Here is a 25,116-nt window from a genome sequence, read left to right on the forward strand (position 1 = left end):
CTTGAGCGACATCGCCGCGATGGCTCTTGATGAGATCGGGCCGTGGATATGGTGGGTTGGCGCGCTCGGCGCATTCGCGGTCGAGATCGTGACCGCACGGGGCATTGCTTTTCGCATCGCTGTCGCGCTGCTACTGGCTGGCGCGCCGGCGCTTCTTCATGTCGGTGAAGGATACCCCGCCGCCTCGATTGGCATTTTCATCAGTTCGGCAGTCGGCATGCTGGCTGTCCAGCGGTTTGCCGGATGGGGAGTTCAGGGCCGTTCGGGCGATCGCTGATGCGCCTCGATCACGCGGCACCGACCCGCAGCAAATCGTGGAAATGAATGATCCCGACCGGCAGTCCACGTTCATCCGTCACGATCAACGCACTGATATTGTGATCCTCCAACACCGCAAGCGCGCTGCTTGCCAGCGTGGAGGTTCTCACCGTCTTGGGATTGCGCGTCATCATGTCCTCGACGGTCAGCGCGGTCAGGTCACGGCCCAGATTGCGCGCCAGATCGCCGTCGGTAATGATGCCGGCCAGGGCGCCGCCCTCGCCGACGATCCCGACGCAGCCGAAGCGCTTTTCCGCAAGCCTTGCCACCGCTTCGGGGACACCGGTTCCCAGAGGCACCAGCGGCATGCGGTCGCCGGTGTGCATCAGTTCGCCAACATGCATCAACATGGCGCCGAGCTGACCGCCGGGATGAAACACGCCGAAATCGTTTGCGGTGAAGCCGCGCGCTTCCAACAGCGCGATGGCCAGCGCGTCGCCGAGCGCCAATTGCATGAGGGTTGAGGTGGTCGGAGCCAATCCGTGCGGACAGGCCTCCTGCTCGCGTGGCAAGACCAGTGCGATATCGGCCTCGACGCCCAGCGCCGAGCCTGCGCCCGCCGTCAGGCCGACCAGCGGAATGCGAAATCGCTTGGCATAGGCGATGATGCCTTTCAACTCCGCGCTTTCGCCCGACCATGACATTGCGATGACCGCATCGTCGCGCGCGATCATGCCAAGATCACCATGATTGGCCTCGGCGGGATGGACGAAGAATGCCGGCGTTCCGGTCGAAGCCAGGGTCGCGGCGAGCTTCGAGCCGATATGGCCACTTTTTCCCACCCCCGTGACGATCACCCGCCCGGAAATCGCCGCGATGCAGGCGACAGCGCGCGCGAACGGTTCGGCGAGGTCGCTGGCGAGCGCCCGCTCAAGTGCCTCCAGCCCTGCCCGTTCGATCGACAGGGTGCGTCTGGCCGATGCGGGTGCGTCAGACTCGTCGGGAGCGCTCTCATTCTTCATGCCGCATCGGTTAGCTGCTTTCCCCGGCGCTGTCCACGGTCGTCAGGATGGGAAAGAAACCATTAACCATAGCGCTTTACCTTTCGGAAACCGACCGACTCGCCGGCGGGTATCAATGCGCAAGGACGACGATGGGCCTTTTCGATCGCAGATGTGAGCCGCGGCTTGCCGCCGCAACGCTCGCGGCGATCATGGCCATTGCGCCCGCCGCCGCGCAAAGCATCGAAGAACAACCATTGGCATTGACGGCGCCGACCGGTCCGGCTGCGAGTGTCCCACTCGAGCTGCCAGCTACGACCCCGATCGTCGAGGAAACACCGAGCGCACCGATCGATACGCGCGCCAACCCTCGCACCGAACGGGTTGACGGAGCGCTGAGGCTCCGGTCTGCCGATGAGCGCGATGAAGATGAAGACCTTGGCATTCGCGCGGGTCGCTTCATCATCCGGCCGACGCTCAGCCAGCGGATCGTCGGAGAGCGCAGCAGCAGCACGGGCGGCACCGAGGATCGCGTTTTTTCCGAGACGCAAGGCGATATCGAGATTCTGTCGGACTGGTCACGGCATGCGCTCACCGTACTGGGCAGCACCGTTCATGAGGAAAATCTGAGTGGAGACGGTCAGACCGATCCCTCGACCGACATCAATGCGACGCTGCGGCTCGATCTCGCCGACGAGACCACCGCCACGTTGCGTGCGGGCTACAGCTTCTACCGCGAAGATGAAACCGATCCGAACGCGCTGGAAGGTGCGACCACTCAAGCCGGCGTCAACGCGTTCACGCTGGGTGGCGAAGTTGCGCGCGATCTCGGCATCATCCGCGCCTCTCTGGATCTCAGTGGTGAGCGTACGATCTTTGACGATGTCAGGCTGTCGGACGGATCGTCCCTCGATCTTGGTGATCGGGACCAGACCAGCATATCGCTGACCGGGCGCGCGACCTACAATAGCGGTGCGGCACTGGCGCCGCTTGTCGAGGCCGAGTTGACCCGCAGCGAATATGACGAGCAGTTCGACCGCAATGGCTTCGAACGCTCCGCCTGGTCCTATGGCCTGAGAACAGGGCTTGCCATCGATCTCGGCGAAAAATGGTCGGGCGAAATCGCCGCAGGGTATGCGCTGCGCGATATCGACGATCCCCGCCTTGCCTCTGTCGATGCTCTCACGGTCGACGGATTGCTCAATTGGTCGCCGCACCGGGGAACGGATGTCGCTCTCGGTTTGATCACGGAAATCGAAAGCTCGACCACACCCGACCTGCCAGGATCGGTCGCCTATCGCGTCTATTCCAGCATCACGCACGCCATTCGCAGCGATATCGTTGCGCGTCTGGGTGGAGGCGCCACGCTCCGGCTTTACGACGGTTCGACTTTCGGCGACGAGACGATCTACGACGCCTCTGTCGGGCTGACATGGCGCCTCAACCGTTATCTCGACCTGCTGGCCGATGTCGGATACGAACGCACCACGCGGGACGGCGAGGACGACTTCGACACGACTTATGTCGGGATGGGCGTATCGCTGCGTCGCTAGCGGCGTCAGGCCTTCAGCATGGCGCGCAGATCGTCCTCGATCAGGCCCCGCAGATCATCGCGGGCCATGGCGAAAGCGATGTTGGCCTTGATGAAACCATCCTTGGAGCCGCAATCGTAGGTGTCACCGCGGAACTTGTATCCGGCAAAGGACGACCTGTCGGCGAGCTTCAACATGCCATCGGTCAGCTGAATCTCGTTGCCGGCTCCACGTTCCTGGGTTTCGAGGATCGAGAATATTTCCGGCTGCAGGATATAGCGGCCGTTGATGAACCAGTTCGACGGCGCGGTGCCCTTCTTCGGCTTCTCCACCATCTCGGTGATGCGAAAGCCGTCTCCTATGCTGTCGCCGATGCCGACAATCCCGTATTTGTGGGCGAGTTCGGGGTCGCATTCCTCGACCGACACGATATTGCCGCCGGCCGTTGCATAAAGGTCCATCATGCCCGAAAGACAGCCCTTCTGGTCATTCATCAACATGTCCGGCAGAAGCAGGGCGAACGGTTCGTCACCAACAATGTCGCGGGCGCACCAGACCGCGTGACCAAGGCCCAATGGCTCCTGCTGACGGGTGAAGCTCGTCGTCCCCGCCCGCGGCAGCATTGACTGGACGAGGTCGAACTCCGCTTTTTTCCCGCGGGATTTCAGCGTTTCGTTCAACTCGAACTGAATATCGAAGTGATCCTCGATGACGCCCTTGTTTCGTCCGGTGACGAAAATGAAGTGCTCTATTCCGGCGGCCGCGGCCTCCTCGACCACATACTGAATGACGGGCTTGTCGACGATGGTCAGCATTTCCTTGGGCACGGCCTTCGTCGCCGGCAAGAACCGGGTTCCGAGTCCCGCCACCGGGAATACCGCTTTCCTGACGCGCCGCTTGTTGTCCATCCTGATTCTACCCTTTCAATCCTGCCGCGATGTCACCAATCCCCACGCCTTCATGCAACGTGCACCACTTGCGCGTTGGACGCAAAATTTCAAAAAGAGTGTTCCCCGTCATATGGTAAAGACTTTGTTGAGGTGCGCTCACTATCATCGGTTCTCAGTAGGCGGACCACTCGACATAGCGGCGCAAATCATGTCGCGTAGCAAACGGTGATTGGTCTGATTGGTTCCGGGGCTCCGAGAGCCCTGACAGCATATTCAACGGCGCCACATGGCGCCTTGCGAAACGGCAGGAGGCAGACACGATGATGCGTTTTACTGTCACCCGGAGGGCCGGGCGGCTCGCCGCGATCGCTGCAACGGCAGGGTTTCTCGCTGCCGGTCCGGCAAGCGCCGACGCGGGTTTCCAACAGTGGATCGCCGATTTCAGGAACGTAGCCGCCCAAGGCGGCGTCAGCGGCTCGGTCTATGACAACGCCTTCGAAGGCGTGACTATCCCCGATCCCGAGGTTCTGGAAAAAGCGCGTTACCAGCCGGAGTTCCGCTCGCAGGTCTGGGATTATCTCGATAGCCGCGTCAATCCGTTCACGGTCCGAAAGGGCCAGGAAATGGCACGGCGCCATGGCCGCGTTCTTGGCCAGATCGAGCGCCAATTCGGTATCGACCGATCGGTAATTCTGGCCATCTGGTCGATGGAGTCCAATTACGGCGAGGTCTTGGAAAAGCCGGATCGCCTGCATTACGTGCCGCAAGCGCTTGCCACTCTGGCCTATGGCGACAGCCGGCGGGCGAAATTTGCACGCACGCAGCTCGTCGCCGCGCTGAAGATTCTGCAGAGCGGCGACATCCGGCGCGAGCAGCTGAGTGGTTCCTGGGCCGGAGCGATGGGCCATACCCAATTCATTCCCACCAGCTACCAGGCCTATGCGGTCGACATGGACGGCAACGGTCGCCGCGACATCTGGACCTCTGTCCCCGACGCGCTGGCGACGGCGGCAAATCTTCTGGCCAAGAACGGTTGGCAGACGGGCAAGACCTGGGGGTACGAAGCCGCGGCACCATCCGGCGGCGGGCGCTATGACGGGCAGACGAAAACCCTGGCGGAGTGGCAGCAACTCGGGTTCACCCGTCCTGACGGGCGCGGATTCCCGCGGCCTTCGGACAGGGCCGAACTCAAGATGCCGGCAGGGGCGAGCGGCCCAGCCTTTCTGATGCTGCGCAACTTCTTCATCATCAAGCGCTACAACAACTCCGATTCCTACGCGCTTGCGGTCGGGCTTCTGGCCGACCAGATCGCCGGATATGGCGCTATGACGCAACGCTGGCCTCGCCCGGCCGGCACGCTCAGCATGGAAGAGAAGTTCGAGTTGCAGACGCGATTGAAGCACCTCGGATATTACGGCGGTGAGATCGACGGCAATCTCGGATCAGGCTCGCAAGCTGCCATCAAGCAGTTCCAGTCGCGTACCGGCATGGATGCCGATGGCGTTCCGTCGCAGAACGTTCTGGATCGCCTACGCCGCTAGATCGTTTCGTTTCTGTAGAAAAGCGGTCGTGACGCCGACGAGATGACCCGGCCTCCGGAGAAGACGGCATCGTCTTTCCGGAGGCCATTTCATTCGATCCTGAATTCGCGATAGAGTGCGGCATGCGAGGGCTGATTGCCGCGCGGACGATCAGCGTGGAGACCAATGCAGCGGCAACTGGACAACAATGAGCGCAATGAACCCCGGCACGCAGCGACACTGGCGCGCAGCGTGGTGCTTATTGCTGCCGCGCTCGTGGCGTTCGCCATCACGCCGCTCGTTCTGACGGCGGAGGCCCAGCAACGGGTTGAGCGTCGTTCCATCATCGACATGCTGTTCGGCCCACGTCAGCAGCCCAATTTTCCGCCGCCGCCACAACGGGCCCAGCCTCAACGCCAGCAGGCGCCGCAGTCCCGCCCGCGTCAACGCAGCAGTCAGCAGCCCTCCCGATCCGCGCCGCGCCGACAGCAAGCGAGTACACCCGCCGCTCCACCTGCAGTGGAAAAGAGCGAAGACGCCAGCACCATTCTCGTTGTCGGCGACTTCATGGCCTCCGGTCTGGCCGAAGGACTGGAGGCGACGTTCGCCGAAAACCCCGACATCGTCGTCGAGCGCGATACCAACGGCTCCTCGGGCCTGGTGCGCGATGATTTCTATGATTGGCACGCGGCGCTTCCCGGACTGATCGATGAGAGCGAGCCGGAAATCGTCGTCGTGATGCTTGGTTCGAACGACCGCCAGCAGATGCGGGTCGACGGACAGACAGCCGACGTCCGGTCCGAAGCCTGGAGCGGTGAGTATGCGCGCCGCGTCGAGGAGCTCGCGAAGATCGTGACGGATCGCGAGATTGGGCTCGTCTGGGTCGGTGCGCCCGCGTTTCAGTCTCCCCGCATGAGCGCGGATATTCTGGCGTTCAACGATATCTATCGCGAGCGGATCGATGCGGCCTCCGGCTCCTTCGTCGATATCTGGGACGGGTTCGTGGATGAATCGGGCGCCTTCATCTTCACCGGTTCCGATGTGCAGGGGCAGCAGGTACGGCTACGCGGCTCGGACGGCATCAACATGACGGCTGCCGGCAAACAGAAACTCGCCTTCTATGCCGAAAAGCCGATCCGGCGGATCCTGGACGAACGCAATGGCGACGGCCAGGACACGCTTGCCGCTTTGCCGCGCGGCAGCGAGACGGCGCCGCCGCAAGCCGTGGTGCCGCAACTGGTGACCCGCACGCCGCCGATGCGCATTACCGATCCGGCATTCGACGGCGGCGAACAGTTGCTTGGCGGAGACCGTGAACCTTACGATCCGGCTCTGAAATCACCGCGGGACGAACTTGTCGAGACGGGAACGGTCGCTCCGGCCCCGGTTGGCCGGGCGGATAATTTCCGCTGGCCGCCGAAACAATCGGAAACCGGCGACGCTGACGTCACAGGTGCGCCGTCGCCCGCGGGACAGAACGTCGGCGACACCGCACCGTCCGGCGAGCGGGCCGCTGCACCGACGACAGCGCCCCCTGATCAATCCCTGTAGCGTGCTTTTCGACCTTGCGGCTCGTGCGTCGGTCGGCGCTTGGGGTCAGCGCGGAAGTATGGTCGAGCCCATCAACTCGAGATCGATCGCCCGGGCCGCCTGCCGTCCTTCGCGGATGGCCCATACGACCAGCGATTGGCCGCGACGCACATCGCCAGCTGCCCAAAGCTTGTCGACCGACGTCTGGTAGTCCTCGTCGTTCGCCTCGACGAAAGTCGAGCCACGACGATCCTTGCCGATCGAAAGCTGGCCTTCGAGGTCCTTGACCACACTGTCGGAAAACGGACCTCTGAAGCCGATGGCGATGAACGCAAGATCGGCCTTGATGACGAATTCGGTGCCGGCGATCGGCTCGCGCTTCTCGTCGACTTCGCAGCACTTCACTCCGACCAGCTTGCCGTCCTCGCCGACGAATTCGAGCGTGCCCGCCTGAAACTCGCGCTGCGCGCCTTCTGCCTGGGATGACGATGTTCGCATCTTCGTCGCCCAGAATGGCCAGACGGCAAGCTTGTCTTCCTTTTCCGGCGGCCGCGGACGGATATCGAGCTGTGTCACCCGCACCGCGCCCTGGCGGAATGCCGTTCCCACGCAGTCCGACGCCGTATCGCCGCCGCCAACTACCACGACATGCTTTGCCGCCGCGATGATCGGCTCTGAGGGCCATCCGGTGGACTCGATCGAGCGGCGGGCCACGCGCTTGTTCTGCTGGACGAGGTAAGGCATCGCATCATGAACGCCATCCAGGTCAACGCCTGGAATGCCGGCGTCCCGCGGCGTTTCCGATCCGCCCGCATAGAGTACCGCGTCAAACTCCGCCTTCAGCTGTTCCACGGTCTTCTCGACGCCGATGTTGACGCCGCAGTGGAAGGTCACACCCTCGCCTTCCATCTGCTCGACCCGGCGGTCGATGAAATGCTTCTCCATCTTGAAGTCGGGAATCCCGTAGCGCAGGAGGCCGCCAATCCTGTCTTCGCGTTCGAAGACATGCACTTCGTGCCCAGCCCGGCCAAGTTGTTGCGCCGCGGCCATGCCGGCTGGTCCCGATCCGATGACCGCCACTTTCCGGCCCGTCTTGCGGCTCGCCGGCTGCGGCACGATGAACCCACGCTCATAGGCCTTGTCGGCGATCGCCTGTTCGATCGTCTTGATCGCGACAGGCACGTCCTCAAGGTTCAGCGTACACGCCTCTTCGCACGGCGCCGGGCAAATGCGTCCGGTGAACTCCGGGAAGTTGTTGGTGGAGTGCAGGTTGCGGATCGCCTCGTCCCAGTTGTCGTTATAGACGAGATCGTTCCAGTCCGGAATCTGGTTGTGGATGGGACAACCCGTCGGACCGTGACAATAGGGAATGCCGCAATCCATGCAGCGCGCCGCCTGCTTGGAGATTTCGGAATCCGACATCGGAATGACGAATTCCTTGAAGTGCCGTATCCGGTCGGAGGCCGGCTGATACTTGGCGGTCTGCCGGTCGATCTCGAGAAAACCTGTTACCTTACCCATGTCGCTTCCGTTCATTGGTGCCGCCTCTTCAGATTACGGCAAGAATGTTGGGTGAGACGGACACCGGCCGAGATGCAGCCGGCCGCTGGCCCCCGCGCCTTCAGGGCGGCACGGGAGCGCCATCCGCATATGTTCGCTACTCGGCCGCCATGCCCATGCGCATGCGCTCCATATCCTCGAGCGCGCGGCGATACTCGACCGGCATGACCTTGCGGAACTTGCCGCGGTAGTCTGCCCACTCGTCGAGAATCTGCTTGGCACGCGTCGAGCCGGTGTAGTGCATGTGATTGGAGATGAGCTGGACAAGGCGCTCCTCATCGTGCCGGGTCATGTCGCCAGAGACGTCAACACGTCCCTTGTGCATCAGATCGCCGCCGTGATGGTGCAGCTTTTCCAGAATATCGTCCTCTTCGGGCACGTGCTCCAGTTCCACCATCGCCATGTTGCAACGCGTGGCGAATGTGTTGTCCTCGTCGAGCACATAGGCAACCCCGCCCGACATGCCGGCGGCAAAGTTGCGCCCGGTCTCGCCGATCACGACGACCACGCCGCCCGTCATGTATTCGCAGCCGTGATCGCCGACCCCCTCGACCACCGCGACGGCGCCAGAGTTACGGACGGCGAAACGCTCTCCCGCGACACCGCGGAAATAGCACTCGCCCTCGATCGCGCCGTAGAGCACGGTGTTGCCGACAATGATCGACTTTTCGGCGACGACCCTTGAGTTGTCCGGTGGGCGAACGACGATGCGACCGCCGGACAGACCCTTGCCGACATAGTCGTTTCCGTCACCCACGAGCTCGAAAGAGATGCCGCGCGCGAGGAAAGCGCCGAAGGACTGGCCCGCCGTACCGCGCAGCGTCACGTTGATCGTGTCGTCCGGAAGTCCCTTGTGGCCGTGGCGCAGCGCCAGCGCGCCCGACAACATTGCTCCGGTCGACCGGTCTACGTTGCGGATGGACACATCGATCTCAACGGCCTGCTTGTTCTCAAGCGCAGGCGCCGCCTTCTCGATCAGCGTGCGGTCCAGAACATCATCGATCGGATGGTTCTGGCGTTCGGTCCAATAAGTCTTTTCCTTCGGCGCATCGGGCTTGAAGAACACCCCCGTGAAGTCGAGCCCCTTGGCCTTCCAGTGATCGATCAGGTCGTTCTTGAAGAGGAGATCAGACTGTCCGATGATTTCGTCGAGCTTGCGCACGCCGAGCGCTGCAAGATATTCGCGGATTTCTTCTGCCAGGAAGAAGAAATAGTTCACCACATGCTCGGGCGCGCCCTTGAAGCGCTTTCTGAGAACCGGGTCCTGGGTGGCAACGCCGACGGGGCAGGTATTCAGATGGCACTTGCGCATCATGATGCAGCCGGCCGCAATCAGCGGTGCAGTGGAAAAGCCGAACTCGTCGGCCCCGAGCATGGCGCCGATGATGACGTCGCGGCCGGTCTTCAGACCACCGTCGACCTGCAGCGCGATGCGCGAGCGCAGCCCGTTGAGCACCAGCGTCTGATGCGTTTCGGCCAGCCCCATCTCCCAGGGGCTGCCGGCATGCTTCAGCGACGTCAGCGGGGACGCCCCGGTTCCGCCATCGAAGCCTGAGATCGTGATGTGATCGGCGCGCGCCTTGGCCACGCCGGCAGCCACGGTGCCGACACCGACCTCCGACACCAGCTTCACCGAAATATCGGATGCTGGATTGACGTTCTTCAGATCGTAGATGAGCTGCGCCAGATCCTCGATGGAATAGATGTCATGGTGCGGCGGCGGCGAGATCAGGCCGACGCCGGGAGTCGAATGGCGTGTCTTGGCAATGGTCGCATCGACCTTGTGACCAGGCAGCTGGCCGCCCTCGCCGGGCTTGGCGCCCTGTGCGACCTTGATCTGGATCATGTCCGAATTGACGAGATACTCCGTCGTCACGCCGAAGCGGCCCGAGGCCACCTGCTTGATGGCGGAACGTTCCGGGTTAGCCCGTCCGTCGGCAAGCGGCAGGAACCGGTCGGCCTCTTCGCCGCCCTCGCCCGTGTTGGACTTGCCGCCGATCTGGTTCATCGCGCGGGCCAATGTCGTGTGCGCCTCGCGGCTGATCGAGCCGAAGGACATGGCTCCCGTCGAGAAACGCTTGACGATCTCGGCGGCCGGTTCGACCTCATCGATCGGGACCGGCTTGCGCCCCACATCTTCGGCGGACTTTATGGAGAACAAGCCGCGAATGGTGTTCATTCGTGCTTCGCGCTCATTCACAAGCGCCGAGAACGCACGATACTTGTCTTCAGCATTGCCACGAACGGAGTGCTGAAGCGTTGCAACGGCGTCGGGTGTCCAGGCATGTCCCTCGCCGCGCAGGCGATACATGTACTCACCGCCAATATCGAGCGAGTGGGCCAGGACCGGATCGGGGCCGAAGGCCGCTTCGTGCCGGCGGCGGGTTTCCTCCGCGACCTCCGCGAGATCGACGCCTTCGATCTTGGTCGCCGTCCCGGTGAAATACTTGTCGACGAAGGCGCTCGACAGCCCGACGGCGTCGAAAATCTGCGCCCCGCAATAGGACTGGTAGGTCGAGATGCCCATCTTGGACATGACTTTCAGGATGCCCTTGCCGATCGCCTTGATGTAGCGCGAGACCACTTCGTGCTGCTCGACCTCTGGCGGGAACTCGCCGCGCTTGTGCATTTCGAGCAGCGTGTCGAAGGCAAGATAAGGGTTGATCGCCTCCGCGCCGTATCCGGCCAGACAGGCGAAATGGTGGACCTCGCGCGGCTCTCCCGATTCCACGACGAGACCGACGGAGGTGCGCAGGCCCTTGCGGATGAGGTGGTGATGAACGGCTGCCGTCGCCAGCAATGCGGGTATGGCGATCCGATCCGGGCCGAGTTGACGGTCCGAGAGCACGATGATGTTGTAGCCGCCGGTCACGGCAGTCTCGGCACGCTGGCACAGACGGTCGAGCGCGGCCTCCATCCCCTCCGCCATCTCTTCGGACGGGTAGGTCAGGTCGAGGGTCTTGGTATCGAAAAGATCCTCGGTATGGCCGATCGAGCGAATCTTCTCCAGATCACCGTTCGTCAGGATGGGCTGGCGGACTTCAAGCCGCTTGCGCTTCGATGCGCCCTTGTGGTCGAGAATGTTGGGACGCGGCCCGATGAAGGAGACGAGGCTCATGACCAGCTCTTCACGGATCGGGTCGATGGGCGGGTTCGTCACCTGCGCGAAGTTCTGCTTGAAATAGGTATAGAGCAGCTTGGATTTGTCCGACATCGCCGAGATCGGCGTATCGGTGCCCATCGATCCGATTGCCTCCTGGCCGGTCGTTGCCATGGGCGCCATCAGGATCTTGGTGTCTTCCTGGCTGTAGCCGAAGGCCTGCTGGCGATCGAGAAGGGACACGTCGCGCCTCAGCGCGCGCGGCTCTACCGGCTTCAATTCTTCCAGGATCAGCTGCGTACGCTTCAGCCAGTCCTTGTAGGGGTGCATGTTTGCGATTTCAGACTTGACCTCGTCGTCGGAAACGATGCGGCCCTTGTCCATGTCGATGAGCAGCATGCGTCCCGGCTGGAGGCGCCACTTCGACACGATGTTTTCTTCCGGCACGGTGATAACCCCGGCCTCGGACGCCATGATGATCCTGTCGTCATCGGTGACGATGTAGCGCGCCGGCCGCAAACCGTTGCGATCGAGCGTCGCGCCGATCTGCCGTCCATCGGTGAAGGCGACCGCCGCGGGTCCATCCCATGGCTCCATCAGGGCGGCGTGATACTCGTAGAACGCCTTGCGTTCGTTCGACATCAGCTGGTTGCCAGCCCATGCCTCGGGGATGAGCATCATCACGGCGTGGGCCAGCGAATAGCCACCCTGAACGAGGAATTCGAGCGCATTGTCGAAGCAGGCCGTATCGGACTGTCCCTCATAGGAAATCGGCCAGAGCTTCTCGATATCCTTGCCGAACAGCGGCGAGCTCACCGATGCCTGACGCGCCGCCATCCAGTTGACGTTGCCACGCAGCGTGTTGATCTCGCCATTGTGCGCAACCATGCGGTATGGGTGCGCGAGCTTCCACGAGGGGAAGGTGTTGGTCGAGAAACGCTGGTGCACGAGGGCGACGGCCGACGTGAAGCGTTCGTCCTTCAGGTCCGGATAGTAGGCGCCGACCTGGTAGGCAAGGAACATGCCCTTGTAGACGATGGTCTGCGAGGACAACGACACGAAATAGAAACCGTTGTCGACCCCGTTCGTCTCCGCATAAATGCGGTTGGAGATGACCTTGCGCAGGATGAAGAGCCGCCTTTCGAAATCCTGCTCGGATACGAGTTCAGGATTGCGGCCGATGAACACCTGGCGGTGATGGGGCTCGGTGGCTGCGATGTGCGGCGCTTTGGAAAGCGACGAATTGTCGGTCGGCACATCACGGAAGCCGAGAAGCTCCTGGCCCTCTTCGGCCACCACGTCGGCGATGATGTTTTCGATATGCGCGCGCAGCGCGTCATCCTGCGGCATGAAGAGATAGCCGACAGCATAGTGGCCGGCCTCGGGCAGCGTCACGTTCTGCGCTGCCATCTCGTCCTTGAAGAGGGCATGCGGAATCTGCACGAGAAGCCCGGCGCCATCGCCCATGAGCGGATCGGCACCGACCGCGCCGCGGTGCGTCAGGTTCTCCAGCATGGCCAGTCCATCAGCGATGATCTGATGGGATTTCTGACCCTTCATATGCGCAATGAAGCCGACGCCGCATGCATCGTGCTCGTTTCGCGGATCGTAAAGCCCCTGCGCCGGAGGCAAACCGAATGCCGAATGGGCCGTTCGAGCGGGCACACACTTTTCATCGCGCCCCGAAGCGGGCATCGCGGAAATCAAGTTGTCAGATGGCGAACGTTTCGTCGTCATCGTGCCTACCTCCTGTCAGCGCCCCTGCGGGGCTTCGATTCCAATTCCATGCTCCGAGTCGAACCATCGGCGGGGTCGCAGAAGCTGGCGGCCTTTCGTTCGCCGAAATGGCCGCGCACCACTTTGCTGCTGTTGCTCCAGACAATACGCCAGAAGCGCCGTCCGCCCGCCTTCCCGTCTCGGCCGGCTCTCGCCGCGCTTTCGTCGTGACGCTCATTATAGTGCGATCGTGCCGCCGTCATAGGGGCGGCTGCCACGGCGAAAATAGGACAGGCTTGCTGTCCTATTCCGAGGCTCTATGCCAGAAAGCGAATGTGGAGGCAAGTTCTGCAGTCGATTTTTATGCCGTCATGGGCACAAATATTGCCGCAACCGCCTCTAATGGCGCAACTTTCGGTCGAGGATGCTGCAGAGCGAGACACAAAGCGCCGCCGGGCATGGAGCGATTGCTCTTCCGCCCGCCAGCGCCTATGCCTGCCCCCGCACCCTGAAACCGTGGACGACAGGAAATCGCCGTCATGCACTTTGCATCCGACAATTGGGCCGGAGCCCACCCCAAAATCGCCGAGGCGTTGACGCACCACGCTGCCGGCTTTGCCGCAGCCTATGGATCGAGCGACCTCGACAAGGCAATCGAGGCGAAGTTCAACGACATCTTCGAGCGAGAAGTGGCGGTCTTCTTCGTCGGTACGGGAACGGCGGCCAACTCCCTAGCGCTGGCCAGCGTCAACCGTCCGGGCGGCGTCTCCTTCTGTCACCGCGAAGCGCACATCATCGAAGACGAATGCGGCGCGCCCGAAGCTTTCACGCATGGCGGCCGACTGGTTCCTGTCGACGGGCCGAATGGCCGGATGGACCCCGCCGTGCTCAAATCGGAAATCGGTCGCTTCCCGCCCGGCTCGGTGCACACGGGCCAGCCGATGGCGATCTCCATCACGCAGGCGAGCGAAATCGGAACGGTCTACGATGGGCCCGCCATCGAGACCATCGCCGGGATTGCCCGCCAGCACGGCCTTCCGCTGCACATGGACGGTGCCCGGTTCGCAAATGCGCTGGTTCATCTCGGCATGACGCCGGCTGAAATGACATGGAAGCGTGGCGTCGATGTCGTCTCCTTCGGCGCCACCAAGAATGGCTGCTGGTGTGCGGAAGCGCTTGTCTTCATGGACCCCGAAAAGGCGCGCGACCTGCCCTTCATCCGCAAACGTGCCGCGCAGCTCTTTTCGAAGAGCCGTTTCGTCGCGGCCCAGTTCGAGGCGTATTTCAAGGACGACCTCTGGCTCGAACTTGCACGCCATTCGAACGAGATGGCGGTGCGGCTTCGCGACGGTCTCAAGACATCAAAGCGCGCGCGGCTCGGCTGGCAACCCGACACCAACGAGGTTTTCGCCATCATCCGTAAATCCGATGCGGATACGGCAAAGGCGAAAGGCGCCGTCTTCTACGACTGGCCGGCGCCGCGTTCCCTGGGCGGCCTGATCGGCGAGGACGAGATGCTGATCCGCCTCGTCACCAGCTTTGCAACCCGCCCCAAGGACGTCGATGATTTTCTTGGCCTTGTCGCATAGCGCCGATTCCTGAACGGAGCGTTCGGCGCTTTGCAATTGTTGAAGGAACGGGCGTCCACTATGGGATGCGCCATGAAGCGGTTCGGGTCCCTCCTTCTGTTCCTTGTACTGATCGCCGGCCTTCTCGGTCCGGCGATCGCTGGAGTGGTGAGCGCCAGAGAGGCTGTTTGCCCCTCGCAGCAGAGCGTCGCCGAATGCCCCGCCGGTTTGGCGCCGGCGGTCCTGGCACCGACATCGTCTGGCAAAAAGATCGGCTGCGGCGCTGCGACGGTACCGTCGCAGCCTTCGGCCCTGGCGATCGTCCAGAGCATGATCGAAGTTGAATTCGCATCGGCCGATCCATCACGGCGGGACCACTATCCAGATGACCCCACGCCGCCGCCCAAGCGGCGCATCACGCTGCAAATCTAGCCGCAGAATTCGCTCTCCCAACTTGCCGCGCAGACCGGGGATCCCGGTCGGGCGCGTACCTCAAGGATACATCAATGACGAAGACAACCAATCAGAAGCTCATCATCCCCGCCCTTGGGCCGCTCTACGCCGGATCATCGGAACTGGCCGAGACATTGCTGCGCGTGGTCGCCGGTCTGGCGCTCGTTACGCATGGCCTGCCCAAGATCATGGACCCGTTCGGCGCAGTCGGCATGGTCGAAGGTCTTGGATTTTATCCCGGCACACTATGGTCGCCGCTGCTCTCGGCGACCGAATTCCTCGGCGGCATTCTGATCGCGATCGGCCTCTTCACCCGGTCGGCCGCTTTCGCCGCCACGATCGTGCTGCTGGTGACGGTCTGGTTTCACTGGCTCGTCCAGGGAGAAGGCTATGGCGGCGCCGAAAAGTCGATCCTGTGGGCGGCGATGACGTTCTATTTCGTCATTCGCGGTGCCAATTCCCACTCCGTCGACGCAAGGATCGGTCGACAGTTATGAGCTGATACCAAAACGGCGTCCCTAAAGGGACGCCGTGAACCTCAGCGGGATTGTAGCGCAGCTTCAAGCGTTCTGCGCTTCGATCTGCTTTGCCTTGCCGGAAGTTGCCTCAATGGCGATCCGGCGCGGCTTCATGGCTTCGGGTATCTCGCGAACGAGATCGATGTGCAGGAGCCCGTTCTTGAGCGAGGCACCGCGCACCTCGACATGATCGGCGAGCTGGAAACGCCGCTCGAAGGCGCGTTTGGCGATACCGCGATACAGAAATTCGCTGCCATCGTCGCCGTTTTCGTCGGACTTCTCGCCCTTGACCGTCAGCGTGTGCTCTCGCGCTTCGATCGACAGTTCGTCTTCACCGAACCCGGCCACAGCCATCGTGATTCGATAGGCGTTCTCGCCGGTGCGTTCGATGTTGTAGGGCGGGTAGGTTTGTCCCTGATCTGGCTGGGCAAGGCTGTCCAGCATCGTGAACAGGCGATCGAAACCGACCGTGGAGCGGTAGAGGGGGGAAAAATCTACGTGACGCATTGTTCAAGTCCTCCTTGAGCGACTCATGATTGTTGCAATCCGGCCTTCCATCCCCGATGCGGCGGACGGAGGACCACGGACCCGCAAAAGGCGTCCGCAAAGCCTAGATGGGCACGGGTTTGCCGGCGTTCAAGAGGATTTGGGCGGGGTCAAATTTTTCTCGTTACAGAGGGAATAAGAGGGCGTCTCGCACCGTTTCTCACATGAATGCGAGATGAACATCGGGTTCGGATCGCGTTCAGACGCCATGGACCATAGTCCCCACCGTCGGGACAACGAAATCCTGACTGGCTGGAGTGTAACGTCCCTTCCCTCCAGTCATCGGCCGGAGGCGCGAGAATCATATCGCTCCCGCGCTTCCGGTCTTTTTTCTCCCTTGCCCTTTGTATCGATCTTTCTGCTAAGGCATTGAAGTGACCGGCGCGCTGGCGCCTTCGATGCAAGCGACGAGGCAATGGACGACATTCTCTTCCAGACACCCCACAATCCTTTTCCCGACAGCGACGGCGGCCGTCACATCGCCGGCCATTTCGACAGCCGCGACGGCAAACGCTTGCGTTATGCGATCTTCAAGTCGGACATTTCAGTCGCCAAGGGCACGGTGGTGCTTTTGCAGGGCCGCAACGAATGTATCGAGAAGTATTACGAGACGATTGCCGACCTCAATCGAATGGGCTTGTGGGTCGCCACATTCGACTGGCGCGGACAGGGCGGCTCGGAACGGCTGATGACCAGCCACAGCGCGGGATATGTGCGCCGGTTTTCGGATTACGAGGCAGATCTTGAGGATTTTCTGGAGTCGATCGTCCTGCCGGATGCGCGACTGCCGTTCTTCATCGTAGCCCATTCGACGGGCGCGCTTGTCGCGCTCTCAGCGGCGCCGCGACTTTCCAATCGAATCGACAGGATGGTGCTTTGCGCGCCGTTCATCGCGCTTGGAGATCAGCGCCTCGGGTTGGGAAGCATCGGCTTGATGACCGCACTGATGACGAAACTCGGTCTCGGGCGTCGGCTGGTTGCACGCAACCGCCACGACCAGCCGTTCAAGGACAATCGGCTCACCCACGACGAGACGAGGTTCAGGCGCAACCAGGCGATCTTTGGCGTTGCGCCTGTGCTATCGCCTTCCAGCCCGACCGCTCGCTGGATCAACGAGGCAATACGCACCATGCGGCAGGCGCGAGAACCTTCGCATCTGGCATCGATTCGTATTCCGACCCTCATTCTCGCCGCTGGTGCCGACCGTATCGTTCCGATCCGCGAGATCGAGGAACTCGGCAGCTATTTTCGTGCCGGACGGATCATCACCATCGATCGTGCCCGCCACGAGTTGTTTCAGGAGAAGGATCTCTACCGGGAACAGGCTCTTGCGGCGATCGAGGCGTTCCTGCCCGGCGCATCGCGGCCGATTCATGGGGAGCACGGCCAGCGCGACCGGGCCGTCAACGATTGAGCAGTTCAACGCTTGAGCAGTTCCAGGGCTTCGCCGTGGACGGCAGCGCTGCCGCAGGCGATGATGTCGCCGCCGGCTTCTGGCCGCCCGCCATCCCATGTGGTCACGATGCCCCCGGCCTGTTCGATGATCGGTATCAGAGCGCCGATATCGTAGGCCTTCAGGCCGGATTCGATGACGATGTCGATATGGCCTCCGGCAAGAAGCGAATAGGCGTAGCAGTCACATCCGTAGCGCGCGAGCGTCACCGCCCGTTCGACCTCTTCATACGCTTCTATTCGGTCGCCAGCGAATATCTTGGGCGAGGTGGTGAAAAGCGTTGCGTTGGCGAGGTTTTGACAGTCGCGCACAGCCAGAACGCTTTCACCGGCGGGGCCGCGGTATCGGGCCTTGGTGCCGTCCGCGACAAATCTCTCGCCGATGAAGGGCTGGTCCATGACACCCATCATCGCCCGGCCCTCCTGGTAGAAGCCGACCAGCGTGCCCCAGACAGGCAGCCCGGAGATGAAAGCACGCGTGCCATCGATCGGGTCGATCACCCAGACATGATCGCGGTCCGCGCCCTCGCTCCCGTGCTCTTCGCCCAGAATTCCGTGATCGGGATACGTTTCGGCGATCATGGTGCGAATGACGGACTCCGCGGCGCGGTCGGCCTCGGTTACGGGATCGAATCCACCTGACAGCTTGTTGGTCACTGCCGTGCCGGTGCGAAAGCGCGGGAGGGTTTCGCGGGCGGCGGCATCGGCCAGCCGGACCAGAAAGGCGGTGTCGGGGATCATTGGGTGGAGGGTCCTCTCATTGCCCGGCCCGCATGGGACTAAAGTATGCTGCACCTGCGAAAACCAGCACTAATGGCTTGATTGACATTTGTGCGGCGCAGCAATACATTCATTGGGCAGTTCGCTGCAATGCCCTCTCTTTGGGCGTTTCCTCCCTAGACTTCAACCGCGTCTTCACCGGCGCGGTTTTTTTTGGCTATTCGGCTGCGAGGGGCCGGACGGCTTGCTGGTCGGCGACGAGAGCGACCATGGCGTCGATGAAATCGCAGAGATCGCCGTGTATCAGGTCGAAACTCGGCTTCTTTTCAAGCTTTTCCTCATCAAAGTACAAACCGCGGTTCACTTCGATCTGGATGGCGTGCAGGCCATGGGTCGGCCGGCCGTAGTGCTCAGTGATGAACCCACCGGCATAGGGCTTGTTGCGTGTCACGGTATAGCCGAGGTTCTGGAGGAAAAGCGCCGCAGCGCGGGAAAAATCCTGCGAAGCACTCGTCCCATAGCGATCGCCGATAATGAAATCAGGCCGTGGCCCGGTTGCAGACGTGCGGATGCTCGCCGGCATGGAATGGCAATCGATCAGCACCGCTTGTCCGAACCGAACATGTGTGCGCGCGATCAGGCGCCTCAGACAGGCATGATAAGAGCGATAAAGCGTCTCGATGCGGGCGAGCGCGTCGGCAACCGGGATACGATGGGCATAGATCTCCATGTTCTCGGCGACGAGGCGCGGTATCGTGCCAAGGCCCCCAGCAACGCGTGTCGAGCCGACATTGGCGTAGGAGGGCAACTTGCCGTCGAACATCTTCGGGTCGAGTTCGTAGGGCTCGCGGTTGACGTCGAGAAAGGCGCGGGGAAAATGTGCGACGAGCAGCGGCGCCCCTGCCGTCACGGCGTGGGAAAAAAGCTCGTCGACATAGTGGTCTTCGGACTTGCGGATGCGGCGCGCGTCAAGGCGTGATTGCTTGAGAAACGCCTCTGGATAGATGCGGCCGCTGTGAGGAGAATTGAAGATAAGGGGGGTGCTCTGACGGGCCGCCATTCGCACTTCGAACGGCTCGCGATCAAAGACGGCCTCACTCAAATGCCCTGATCCTTCCTCTGTTGCGCAGTAACGGGCGGCAGCCTTGCCGCCCCTGATGCGCGCAGTTTCATGTTGCCAGTTGCCTTTCGGGCTGTCCATAGGCATGGAAGGGCCACAAGCGTGTGCCATCGACACAGGGACGCAGCTCTTGCCGGATACCATTCACCAGATATTTACCGAAATGTTGTTTTTGTGGCAGCAGGAGGCGCCTTCTTCATGACGGCCGACGACGACATCCAGGGACGACAGAGAATGAAGATTCTTCTCGCGGAAGACGATAACGACATGCGGCGCTTTCTCGTCAAGGCGCTCGAAAAGGCAGGCTACGACGTCCGGTCTTTCGACAATGGTGCGAGTGCCTATGATCGCCTGCGCGAGGAACCATTTTCTCTCCTTCTGACCGATATCGTGATGCCGGAAATGGATGGGATCGAACTGGCGCGGCGCGCGACCGAACTGGATCCCGACCTCAAGGTCATGTTCATCACCGGCTTTGCCGCTGTGGCGCTGAACCCCGACTCCAATGCGCCGAAAGACGCCAAGGTTCTCTCCAAGCCGTTCCACTTGCGCGACCTCGTCAACGAGGTCCAGAAGATGCTGGAGGCGGCCTGACAGGCCGTCAGATTCCTTTTCCAAAGGGGTCAGTTTTAGGCGTTTTCGCCTATTGACGCGGCAAAGTCTTTTGTGGTCTATGCCGCCTCACGGATGGGCGTGTAGCTCAGCGGGAGAGCACTACGTTGACATCGTAGGGGTCACTGGTTCAATCCCAGTCACGCCCACCATCCAATCCCATCAATATTGCATCATCGTTTCGACGCCTCTTGCGCGGGAACAATCCCGTTGGAATATCAACGCGATGAGCTGTTGTGCCGAGCACAACCGCACGCTACCCAGTGGCTTACCTTCGGTTGTCAAGCGACGAGGACGAGCATGGCGTTTCGATACTTTCTGACTTTCAGCATGGCAAGCCTCGTACTGCTCGCCGGCCCTGGGCGGGCCGCTGACCAGGTGGCGCCAGCGCCACCGCCACAGCCGGCCGAATCGCCGCTCGCGACGCAGCCCGGATTCGGCATCGTCGTCGGCGGCCTCGGTTTCGTTACACCCGCCTATGAAGGATCTGACGAATACCGCGTGACCGGCTTTCCGCTGGTCTATCCGAAATTCCACTCCGATGGCGAAGGCGGGTTCGGCTCACGTGTTTCAATCAAGGGACCGGACGATGTTCGTTTCGCCTTGTTGCGCCAGGGTGGCTTCGATGCCGGGCCTGTCGTCGGCTACACATTCGGCCGCGACGAAGACGACGCCGATTTGTTGCGTGGGCTCGGTGACCTCGATGGCGGGCTGCTGCTCGGCGCTTATGGTGGCTACAGGCTGGAGCCGTTCTTCTTCGATGCGGTCTATCAGCGCCAGGTGAGCGGGCAGGACGATGCCGGCTACCAGATCAAGCTCGAGGCAGGAACCAAGACCATGCTCTCGGACCGCCTGGACCTTAGAACGAGCCTTGGTACCTCCTACGCCTCTGACGACTATATGGGAACGTTCTTCGGAATAACGCCGGCACAAAGCGCTGCATCGGGACTCTCGGCATACGAGGCCGAAGGCGGGTTCAAGTCTGTCGGGATCGATCTGGAGATGAACTATCAACTGACCGATCGTGCGGGCTTCAAGGCGAGCGCCGGCTATAGTCGTCTGATCGGCGATGCTGCGGACAGCCCCATCACCGCCTCGCGTGATCAGTTCCGCGGCGGCATTGGCCTCAGCTATACATTCGGAGCGGTCAGGTAAGGGGTGCGCCATCGCAACTGCGGACCTGCCGGACAGATCTCAGCGCGCGGTTTCGCAATGCCACTTGAGGAGAGACCGGCTCGGCCTCTCCCGTATTCAGTAACTTATTGCTGGTCGGCAATGTAGACGGTGGTCGGCTGTTCGGCGGTCGCGGGCATCGGTACGAAACCGGCCATGCTGGCCACGAGGAAGCCGGCGATCATCATCTTCGCGGTCACGACAACGACAACGACGGGGCGAAGGGCACTGGCGACGCTTTCCCTCTGGGTGGTGGCAGACATTTTGTTGTTTCCTTCTCGTCCATCCAAACTGGGATCCGAACCCTTTCCCATTCGCGCCGCGCTTTTGCCGTATTGGCGGCGGCTGAAACAGGCAAGGTCCCGTGCTGTGGCATCGGCCACGCGGGCTTAACCCCCAAATGGGGCCGCGGTTCCGACCAAAATCGCAAATCCACACCCATCAGCGAAGATGGCCGAAATGTGTAGCAAATAGGTTACAACTTCACCGGCCGGTCGAAAGAATTATCGTAAATTCCAAAGGATCGACCTGACAGCCGAGGGGGCCGGTTGTCATCGACCCGCGCCGTGGTGTCATCGCAGTCATCAGGCTGGTCAGAGCGGCTTCTTGATCCGTTGCGCGATCACGCCGACGATGCCTTCCCGGAAGAGCAGCACGCCCAGAACGAAGATGACCCCTTGCATGACGGTCACCCAGGCGCCGAAGGAAGCAAAATAGTTCTGCATCGCCACGATGATCCCGGCGCCGAGAAGCGGACCGAACACCGTGCCCATTCCGCCAAGCAGCGTCATCAGGACGACTTCGCCTGACATCGTCCAATAGACGTCGGTGAGCGATGCCAGCTGGAAAACGAGTGCCTTGGTGGCGCCGGCAAGGCCGGCGAAGGTCGCCGAGATCACGAACACCGCAAGCTTGTAGCGGTTGACGTGATATCCAAGCGAAATCGACCGCGGCTCGTTCTCTCGGATCGCCTTGAGCACCTGTCCGAATGGCGAGTGAATGATGCGGTAAATGGCGAGGACGCCACCGAACGTGATGGCGAGCACGAAATAATAGAGAACCCGGTCGGGCTGAATGTTCAGCAGACCGAACAGCTCCCCACGCGGCACCGCCTGGATGCCGTCCTCGCCACCGGTGAACTCGGCCTGCAGCGAGAAGAAATAGACCATCTGCGCGAAGGCGAGCGTCACCATCGCGAAATAGATTCCCTGCCGGCGGATCGCCAACGACCCGATGACGATGCCGAGCACGAGCGCCGTGCCGGTTCCGCAGAGGATCGCAAGTTCAGGGGTCAGCCCCCAGACCTTGGCCGCGTGGGCCGAGATGTAGCTTGCCGATCCGAAATAGGCCGCATGACCGAATGACAGCAGCCCGCCGAAGCCAAGGAGCAGATTGAAGGCCGCTGCGAACAGCGCAAAGCACATCACCTTCATGAGGAAGATCGGGTAGAGCAGGAACGGCGCCACCAACATGAAGACGAAGAGGCAGGCGAAAATCAGCATGTGATGACGGGGCATGCCCATCGTCTTGTCCCGTGGCTGGACGGGGACGTGCGAGACGGTGTCGGTCGTGGTCATCAGGCGGCCCTCCCGAAAAGACCTGCAGGCTTGATCAGCAGCACGATCGCCATGATGACGAAGATGACGACGGCGGACCCCTCCGGATAGAAGACCCGCGTCAGACCTTCCACCAGGCCGAGGCCGAAGCCGGTGATGATCGCCCCCAGGATCGAGCCCATGCCGCCAATGACGACGACGGCGAACACGACAATGATGAGGCTTTCGCCCATGTTCGGATTGACCGAGTAGATGGGCGCGGCAAGAACGCCGGCAAAGGCGGCGAGCGCGACACCAAACCCGTAGGTCAAGGTGATCATCCGCGGCACGTTGATGCCGAAGGCGCCGACCAGCGTCGGATTTTCCGTCGCGGCGCGCAGATAGGCACCCAGTTTGGTCTTCTCGATCACGAACCACGTTCCGAAACAGACCACGACCGAGGCGATGATGACCCATAGCCGCGAATTGGGCAGATACATGAAGCCGAGATTGTGGCCTCCGGCAAGAAGTTCCGGCGGCCGATAGGACATGCCCGAAATGCCATACTCGTTACGGAACAGTCCCTGGATGATCAGCGCGAGACCGAAGGTCAGCAGCAGCCCGTAGAGATGATCCAGGTGATACAGGCGCGAGATCATCAGGCGCTCGATGACGATGCCGGTGGCGCCGACGATCAACGGCGCCAGAACCAGCGCATACCAATATTCGATGCCGAAATAGTTCAACAGCATCCAGGTAACGAAAGCGCCCATCATATACTGCGCGCCGTGGGTGAAGTTGATGATGTTCAACAGCCCGAAGATCACGGCCAGGCCGAGACTGAGCATCGCATAGAAGGCGCCGTTGATCAGGCCGAGCAGGAGCTGGCCGAAGAGGGCTTGCGGGGGTATGCCCAGCAGTTCGAACATGGCGAAGGACCGGCTTTTCTGTCTGACGGGAGAGAACGCCGGACCAAAAGGCCCGGCGTCCGGATTGCGCTGAGGGTCTAGTTGGCTTCCTCGCCTTCAGCTTCTTCCTCGGCAGCCGGTTCTTCGGCACCGCCGGCAGCGGCTTCCTCGACCAGCGAGCAACCACCCTCGTCAAGCGGGCGGAATGCCTCTTCGGCAGGGATGGTGGCGAGCAGGTTGTAGTAGTCCCAGTCGCCTTCCGATTCTTCCGGCGTCTTGACCTGGAACAGATACATGTCGTGCATCTTGCGCCCATCGGCGCGCACTTCGCCCTGGCCGAACAGCGGATCGTCGGTCGGCATCTCCTTCATCGCCGCAACGACTTCGTCGGCGTTGGTCGATCCGACCTGCTCGACAGCCTTCAGATAATGCAGCACCGAACCGTAGACCCCGGCCTGGACCATCGACGGCATATCGCCCGCCTCCTCCATGTACCGCTCCGACCAGGCGCGCGTATCGTCGTTCAAGTCCCAATAGAAGGATTCGGTGAGAACAAGCCCCTGCGCGGTCTCAAGGCTCAGCGCATGCACGTCGTTGACGAACATCAGCAGGCCCGCCAATGCCTGGCCGGCCTGGGTGATACCGAATTCCGACGCCTGCGTGATGGCATTGACCGTATCACCGCCGGCATTGGCCAGACCGATGACCTTGGCGCCGGATGCCTGCGCCTGCAGCAGGAATGAAGAAAAGTCGCTGCCCGGGAACGGGTGACGGACCGATCCGACAACCTCGCCGCCCGCCTCTTCGATGACGGCCGTGGTGTCATTCTCCAGCTGATGGCCGAAGGCGTAGTCAGCGGTGATGAAGAACCAGCTATCGCCACCTTCCCGCACCATTGCGCCACCGGTACCGTGCGCAAGCGCATAGGTGTCGTAGGTCCAGTGAACGGTATGCGGCGAGCAGGCGCCACCCGTCAGTTCCGTCGTTGCCGCACCCGAATTGAGAAACACGGCGTCTTCGTTGCGGATGATCTCGTTGATCGCAAGCGCCGCGGACGAAGTCGGAACGTCGGCGATGGCGTTGACGCCTTCCTCGTCGATCCACTGCTGTGTCACCGTCGATGCCACGTCCGGCTTGTTCTGGTGGTCGGCTGAAAGGATTTCGACGTTAAGGCCCTTCTCCTCGGCGCCGAAGTCCTCCACGGCCATGCGCGCGGCGATGACCGAACCTTCGCCGGAGATGTCCGAATAAATACCCGACCGGTCGTTGAGAACGCCGATCTTCACATCGATCGCGTCCTGAGCCAGAGCGGGAACCGCCGCCAGCACCGCAAGAGCAGATGTGGCGAATGCAAACTGTCGTACCATTGTTTTCCTCCCAATGAGGCGCTGACGCGCCGGTTTG

General features: G+C 61.7%; 21 protein-coding genes and 1 tRNA gene. 11 read left to right on the forward strand and 11 right to left on the reverse strand.

All coding sequences use genetic code 11. The features are described 5' to 3' along the window. Position 1: 1 nt before the first annotated feature. Entirely contained in the window at positions 2-277 is a 276-nt protein-coding gene (locus CN673_RS06675; protein ID WP_099865443.1) for a hypothetical protein, read from the forward strand. Between the two features lie 10 nt (positions 278-287). Here the strand turns inward: CN673_RS06675 and CN673_RS06680 are convergent, their stop codons facing one another. After that, positions 288-1,280 carry a KpsF/GutQ family sugar-phosphate isomerase gene (locus tag CN673_RS06680; protein ID WP_099865444.1) on the reverse strand — a complete coding sequence of 331 codons (993 nt, stop codon included), beginning with the start codon at positions 1,278-1,280 and terminating at the stop codon, positions 288-290. A gap of 131 nt (positions 1,281-1,411) precedes the next feature. Between CN673_RS06680 and CN673_RS06685 the strand changes: the two genes are divergently transcribed. Continuing rightward, a complete protein-coding gene (locus CN673_RS06685; RefSeq protein WP_157928815.1) occupies positions 1,412-2,812 on the forward strand; it encodes an outer membrane beta-barrel protein in 1,401 nt (466 codons plus the stop codon). Positions 2,813-2,817: 5 nt separating this feature from the next. Here the strand turns inward: CN673_RS06685 and galU are convergent, their stop codons facing one another. Then, on the reverse strand, positions 2,818-3,699 hold the full coding sequence (gene galU, locus CN673_RS06690) for a UTP--glucose-1-phosphate uridylyltransferase GalU (RefSeq protein ID WP_099865446.1): 882 nt from the start codon (positions 3,697-3,699) through the stop codon (positions 2,818-2,820). A 305-nt stretch (positions 3,700-4,004) separates the two neighbouring features. Here galU and CN673_RS06695 point away from each other — a divergent pair, with 305 nt between their 5' ends. Both CN673_RS06695 and CN673_RS06700 read left to right on the forward strand, forming a co-directional pair. Further along, positions 4,005-5,222: a lytic murein transglycosylase gene (locus CN673_RS06695; protein ID WP_099865645.1), complete on the forward strand. Its 1,218-nt coding sequence runs from the start codon at positions 4,005-4,007 to the stop codon at positions 5,220-5,222. A gap of 165 nt (positions 5,223-5,387) precedes the next feature. Beyond that, on the forward strand, positions 5,388-6,752 hold the full coding sequence (locus CN673_RS06700) for an SGNH/GDSL hydrolase family protein (RefSeq protein WP_099865447.1): 1,365 nt from the start codon (positions 5,388-5,390) through the stop codon (positions 6,750-6,752). Between the two features lie 45 nt (positions 6,753-6,797). Here the strand turns inward: CN673_RS06700 and CN673_RS06705 are convergent, their stop codons facing one another. Together CN673_RS06705 and gltB are read right to left on the reverse strand one after the other, a co-directional pair. Further along, positions 6,798-8,252, reverse strand: coding sequence for a glutamate synthase subunit beta (locus tag CN673_RS06705; RefSeq protein ID WP_099865646.1), 1,455 nt, complete (start codon positions 8,250-8,252; stop codon positions 6,798-6,800). A gap of 136 nt (positions 8,253-8,388) precedes the next feature. Next, entirely contained in the window at positions 8,389-13,086 is a 4,698-nt protein-coding gene (gltB, locus tag CN673_RS06710) for a glutamate synthase large subunit (RefSeq protein WP_099865647.1), read from the reverse strand. 560 nt (positions 13,087-13,646) lie between these two features. Between gltB and CN673_RS06715 the strand changes: the two genes are divergently transcribed. The 3 genes from CN673_RS06715 (at position 13,647) to CN673_RS06725 (ending at position 15,625) form a co-directional block, all read left to right on the forward strand. Further along, positions 13,647-14,696, forward strand: coding sequence for a threonine aldolase family protein (locus CN673_RS06715; RefSeq protein WP_099865448.1), 1,050 nt, complete (start codon positions 13,647-13,649; stop codon positions 14,694-14,696). Positions 14,697-14,768: 72 nt separating this feature from the next. Then, positions 14,769-15,107 (forward strand): hypothetical protein, encoded by a 339-nt coding sequence (locus tag CN673_RS06720; protein WP_099865449.1) that lies wholly within the window; start codon positions 14,769-14,771, stop codon positions 15,105-15,107. A gap of 74 nt (positions 15,108-15,181) precedes the next feature. Beyond that, a complete protein-coding gene (locus tag CN673_RS06725; RefSeq protein WP_099865450.1) occupies positions 15,182-15,625 on the forward strand; it encodes a DoxX family protein in 444 nt (147 codons plus the stop codon). Between the two features lie 63 nt (positions 15,626-15,688). Here CN673_RS06725 and CN673_RS06730 read toward each other — a convergent pair whose 3' ends face one another. Beyond that, positions 15,689-16,153 (reverse strand): Hsp20 family protein, encoded by a 465-nt coding sequence (locus CN673_RS06730; RefSeq protein WP_099865451.1) that lies wholly within the window; start codon positions 16,151-16,153, stop codon positions 15,689-15,691. A gap of 454 nt (positions 16,154-16,607) precedes the next feature. Between CN673_RS06730 and CN673_RS06735 the strand changes: the two genes are divergently transcribed. Next, on the forward strand, positions 16,608-17,606 hold the full coding sequence (locus CN673_RS06735; protein ID WP_099865452.1) for an alpha/beta fold hydrolase: 999 nt from the start codon (positions 16,608-16,610) through the stop codon (positions 17,604-17,606). A 5-nt stretch (positions 17,607-17,611) separates the two neighbouring features. On the opposite strand, the gene hisN is transcribed toward CN673_RS06735, so the two are convergent. Continuing rightward, positions 17,612-18,385 (reverse strand): histidinol-phosphatase, encoded by a 774-nt coding sequence (gene hisN, locus CN673_RS06740; protein ID WP_099865453.1) that lies wholly within the window; start codon positions 18,383-18,385, stop codon positions 17,612-17,614. A 196-nt stretch (positions 18,386-18,581) separates the two neighbouring features. Further along, a complete protein-coding gene (locus CN673_RS06745; protein WP_245409810.1) occupies positions 18,582-19,466 on the reverse strand; it encodes an N-formylglutamate amidohydrolase in 885 nt (294 codons plus the stop codon). Between the two features lie 252 nt (positions 19,467-19,718). On the opposite strand from CN673_RS06745, the gene cpdR1 reads away from it, so the two are divergent. The 3 genes from cpdR1 to CN673_RS06760 all read left to right on the forward strand — a co-directional run bounded on the left by cpdR1 (position 19,719) and on the right by CN673_RS06760 (position 21,251). Then, positions 19,719-20,078 (forward strand): response regulator CpdR1, encoded by a 360-nt coding sequence (gene cpdR1 / locus CN673_RS06750; RefSeq protein ID WP_099865649.1) that lies wholly within the window; start codon positions 19,719-19,721, stop codon positions 20,076-20,078. A gap of 95 nt (positions 20,079-20,173) precedes the next feature. Further along, positions 20,174-20,248 (forward strand) — tRNA-Val (locus CN673_RS06755). 148 nt (positions 20,249-20,396) lie between these two features. Beyond that, on the forward strand, positions 20,397-21,251 hold the full coding sequence (locus CN673_RS06760; RefSeq protein ID WP_099865454.1) for a MipA/OmpV family protein: 855 nt from the start codon (positions 20,397-20,399) through the stop codon (positions 21,249-21,251). 104 nt (positions 21,252-21,355) lie between these two features. Here the strand turns inward: CN673_RS06760 and CN673_RS20860 are convergent, their stop codons facing one another. From CN673_RS20860 to CN673_RS06775, 4 genes are all read right to left on the reverse strand, one after another. Beyond that, entirely contained in the window at positions 21,356-21,532 is a 177-nt protein-coding gene (locus CN673_RS20860; protein WP_157928816.1) for a hypothetical protein, read from the reverse strand. A 330-nt stretch (positions 21,533-21,862) separates the two neighbouring features. Then, positions 21,863-22,792, reverse strand: a complete 930-nt coding sequence (locus CN673_RS06765; protein ID WP_198585938.1) for a branched-chain amino acid ABC transporter permease — start codon at positions 22,790-22,792, stop codon at positions 21,863-21,865. A gap of 53 nt (positions 22,793-22,845) precedes the next feature. Further along, a complete protein-coding gene (locus CN673_RS06770; RefSeq protein ID WP_099865456.1) occupies positions 22,846-23,733 on the reverse strand; it encodes a branched-chain amino acid ABC transporter permease in 888 nt (295 codons plus the stop codon). Positions 23,734-23,810: 77 nt separating this feature from the next. After that, positions 23,811-25,079 (reverse strand): ABC transporter substrate-binding protein, encoded by a 1,269-nt coding sequence (locus CN673_RS06775; protein ID WP_099865457.1) that lies wholly within the window; start codon positions 25,077-25,079, stop codon positions 23,811-23,813. Between the last annotated feature and the right edge of the window lie 37 nt (positions 25,080-25,116).

The sequence above is a fragment of the Neopararhizobium haloflavum genome, assembly GCF_002750855.1.
Classification (GTDB): Bacteria; Pseudomonadota; Alphaproteobacteria; order Rhizobiales; family Rhizobiaceae; genus Georhizobium; species Georhizobium haloflavum.

Excerpts from the sequence above, each read along its gene's own strand:
- gltB (WP_099865647.1), bottom strand. The coding sequence starts at position 13,086 with ATGCCCGCTTCGGGGCGCGATGAAAAGTGTGTGCCCGCTCGAACGGCC.
- CN673_RS06735 (WP_099865452.1), top strand. The coding sequence starts at position 16,608 with ATGGACGACATTCTCTTCCAGACACCCCACAATCCTTTTCCCGACAGC.
- CN673_RS06685 (WP_157928815.1), top strand. The coding sequence starts at position 1,412 with ATGGGCCTTTTCGATCGCAGATGTGAGCCGCGGCTTGCCGCCGCAACG.
- CN673_RS06715 (WP_099865448.1), top strand. The coding sequence starts at position 13,647 with ATGCACTTTGCATCCGACAATTGGGCCGGAGCCCACCCCAAAATCGCC.
- CN673_RS06695 (WP_099865645.1), top strand. The coding sequence starts at position 4,005 with ATGCGTTTTACTGTCACCCGGAGGGCCGGGCGGCTCGCCGCGATCGCT.
- CN673_RS06760 (WP_099865454.1), top strand. The coding sequence starts at position 20,397 with ATGGCGTTTCGATACTTTCTGACTTTCAGCATGGCAAGCCTCGTACTG.
- galU (WP_099865446.1), bottom strand. The coding sequence starts at position 3,699 with ATGGACAACAAGCGGCGCGTCAGGAAAGCGGTATTCCCGGTGGCGGGA.
- hisN (WP_099865453.1), bottom strand. The coding sequence starts at position 18,385 with ATGATCCCCGACACCGCCTTTCTGGTCCGGCTGGCCGATGCCGCCGCC.
- CN673_RS06730 (WP_099865451.1), bottom strand. The coding sequence starts at position 16,153 with ATGCGTCACGTAGATTTTTCCCCCCTCTACCGCTCCACGGTCGGTTTC.
- CN673_RS06680 (WP_099865444.1), bottom strand. The coding sequence starts at position 1,280 with ATGAAGAATGAGAGCGCTCCCGACGAGTCTGACGCACCCGCATCGGCC.
- CN673_RS06775 (WP_099865457.1), bottom strand. The coding sequence starts at position 25,079 with ATGGTACGACAGTTTGCATTCGCCACATCTGCTCTTGCGGTGCTGGCG.
- CN673_RS06725 (WP_099865450.1), top strand. The coding sequence starts at position 15,182 with ATGACGAAGACAACCAATCAGAAGCTCATCATCCCCGCCCTTGGGCCG.
- CN673_RS06720 (WP_099865449.1), top strand. The coding sequence starts at position 14,769 with ATGAAGCGGTTCGGGTCCCTCCTTCTGTTCCTTGTACTGATCGCCGGC.
- CN673_RS06765 (WP_198585938.1), bottom strand. The coding sequence starts at position 22,792 with ATGGGCATGCCCCGTCATCACATGCTGATTTTCGCCTGCCTCTTCGTC.
- CN673_RS06705 (WP_099865646.1), bottom strand. The coding sequence starts at position 8,252 with ATGGGTAAGGTAACAGGTTTTCTCGAGATCGACCGGCAGACCGCCAAG.
- CN673_RS06700 (WP_099865447.1), top strand. The coding sequence starts at position 5,388 with ATGCAGCGGCAACTGGACAACAATGAGCGCAATGAACCCCGGCACGCA.
- CN673_RS20860 (WP_157928816.1), bottom strand. The coding sequence starts at position 21,532 with ATGTCTGCCACCACCCAGAGGGAAAGCGTCGCCAGTGCCCTTCGCCCC.
- cpdR1 (WP_099865649.1), top strand. The coding sequence starts at position 19,719 with ATGAAGATTCTTCTCGCGGAAGACGATAACGACATGCGGCGCTTTCTC.
- CN673_RS06770 (WP_099865456.1), bottom strand. The coding sequence starts at position 23,733 with ATGTTCGAACTGCTGGGCATACCCCCGCAAGCCCTCTTCGGCCAGCTC.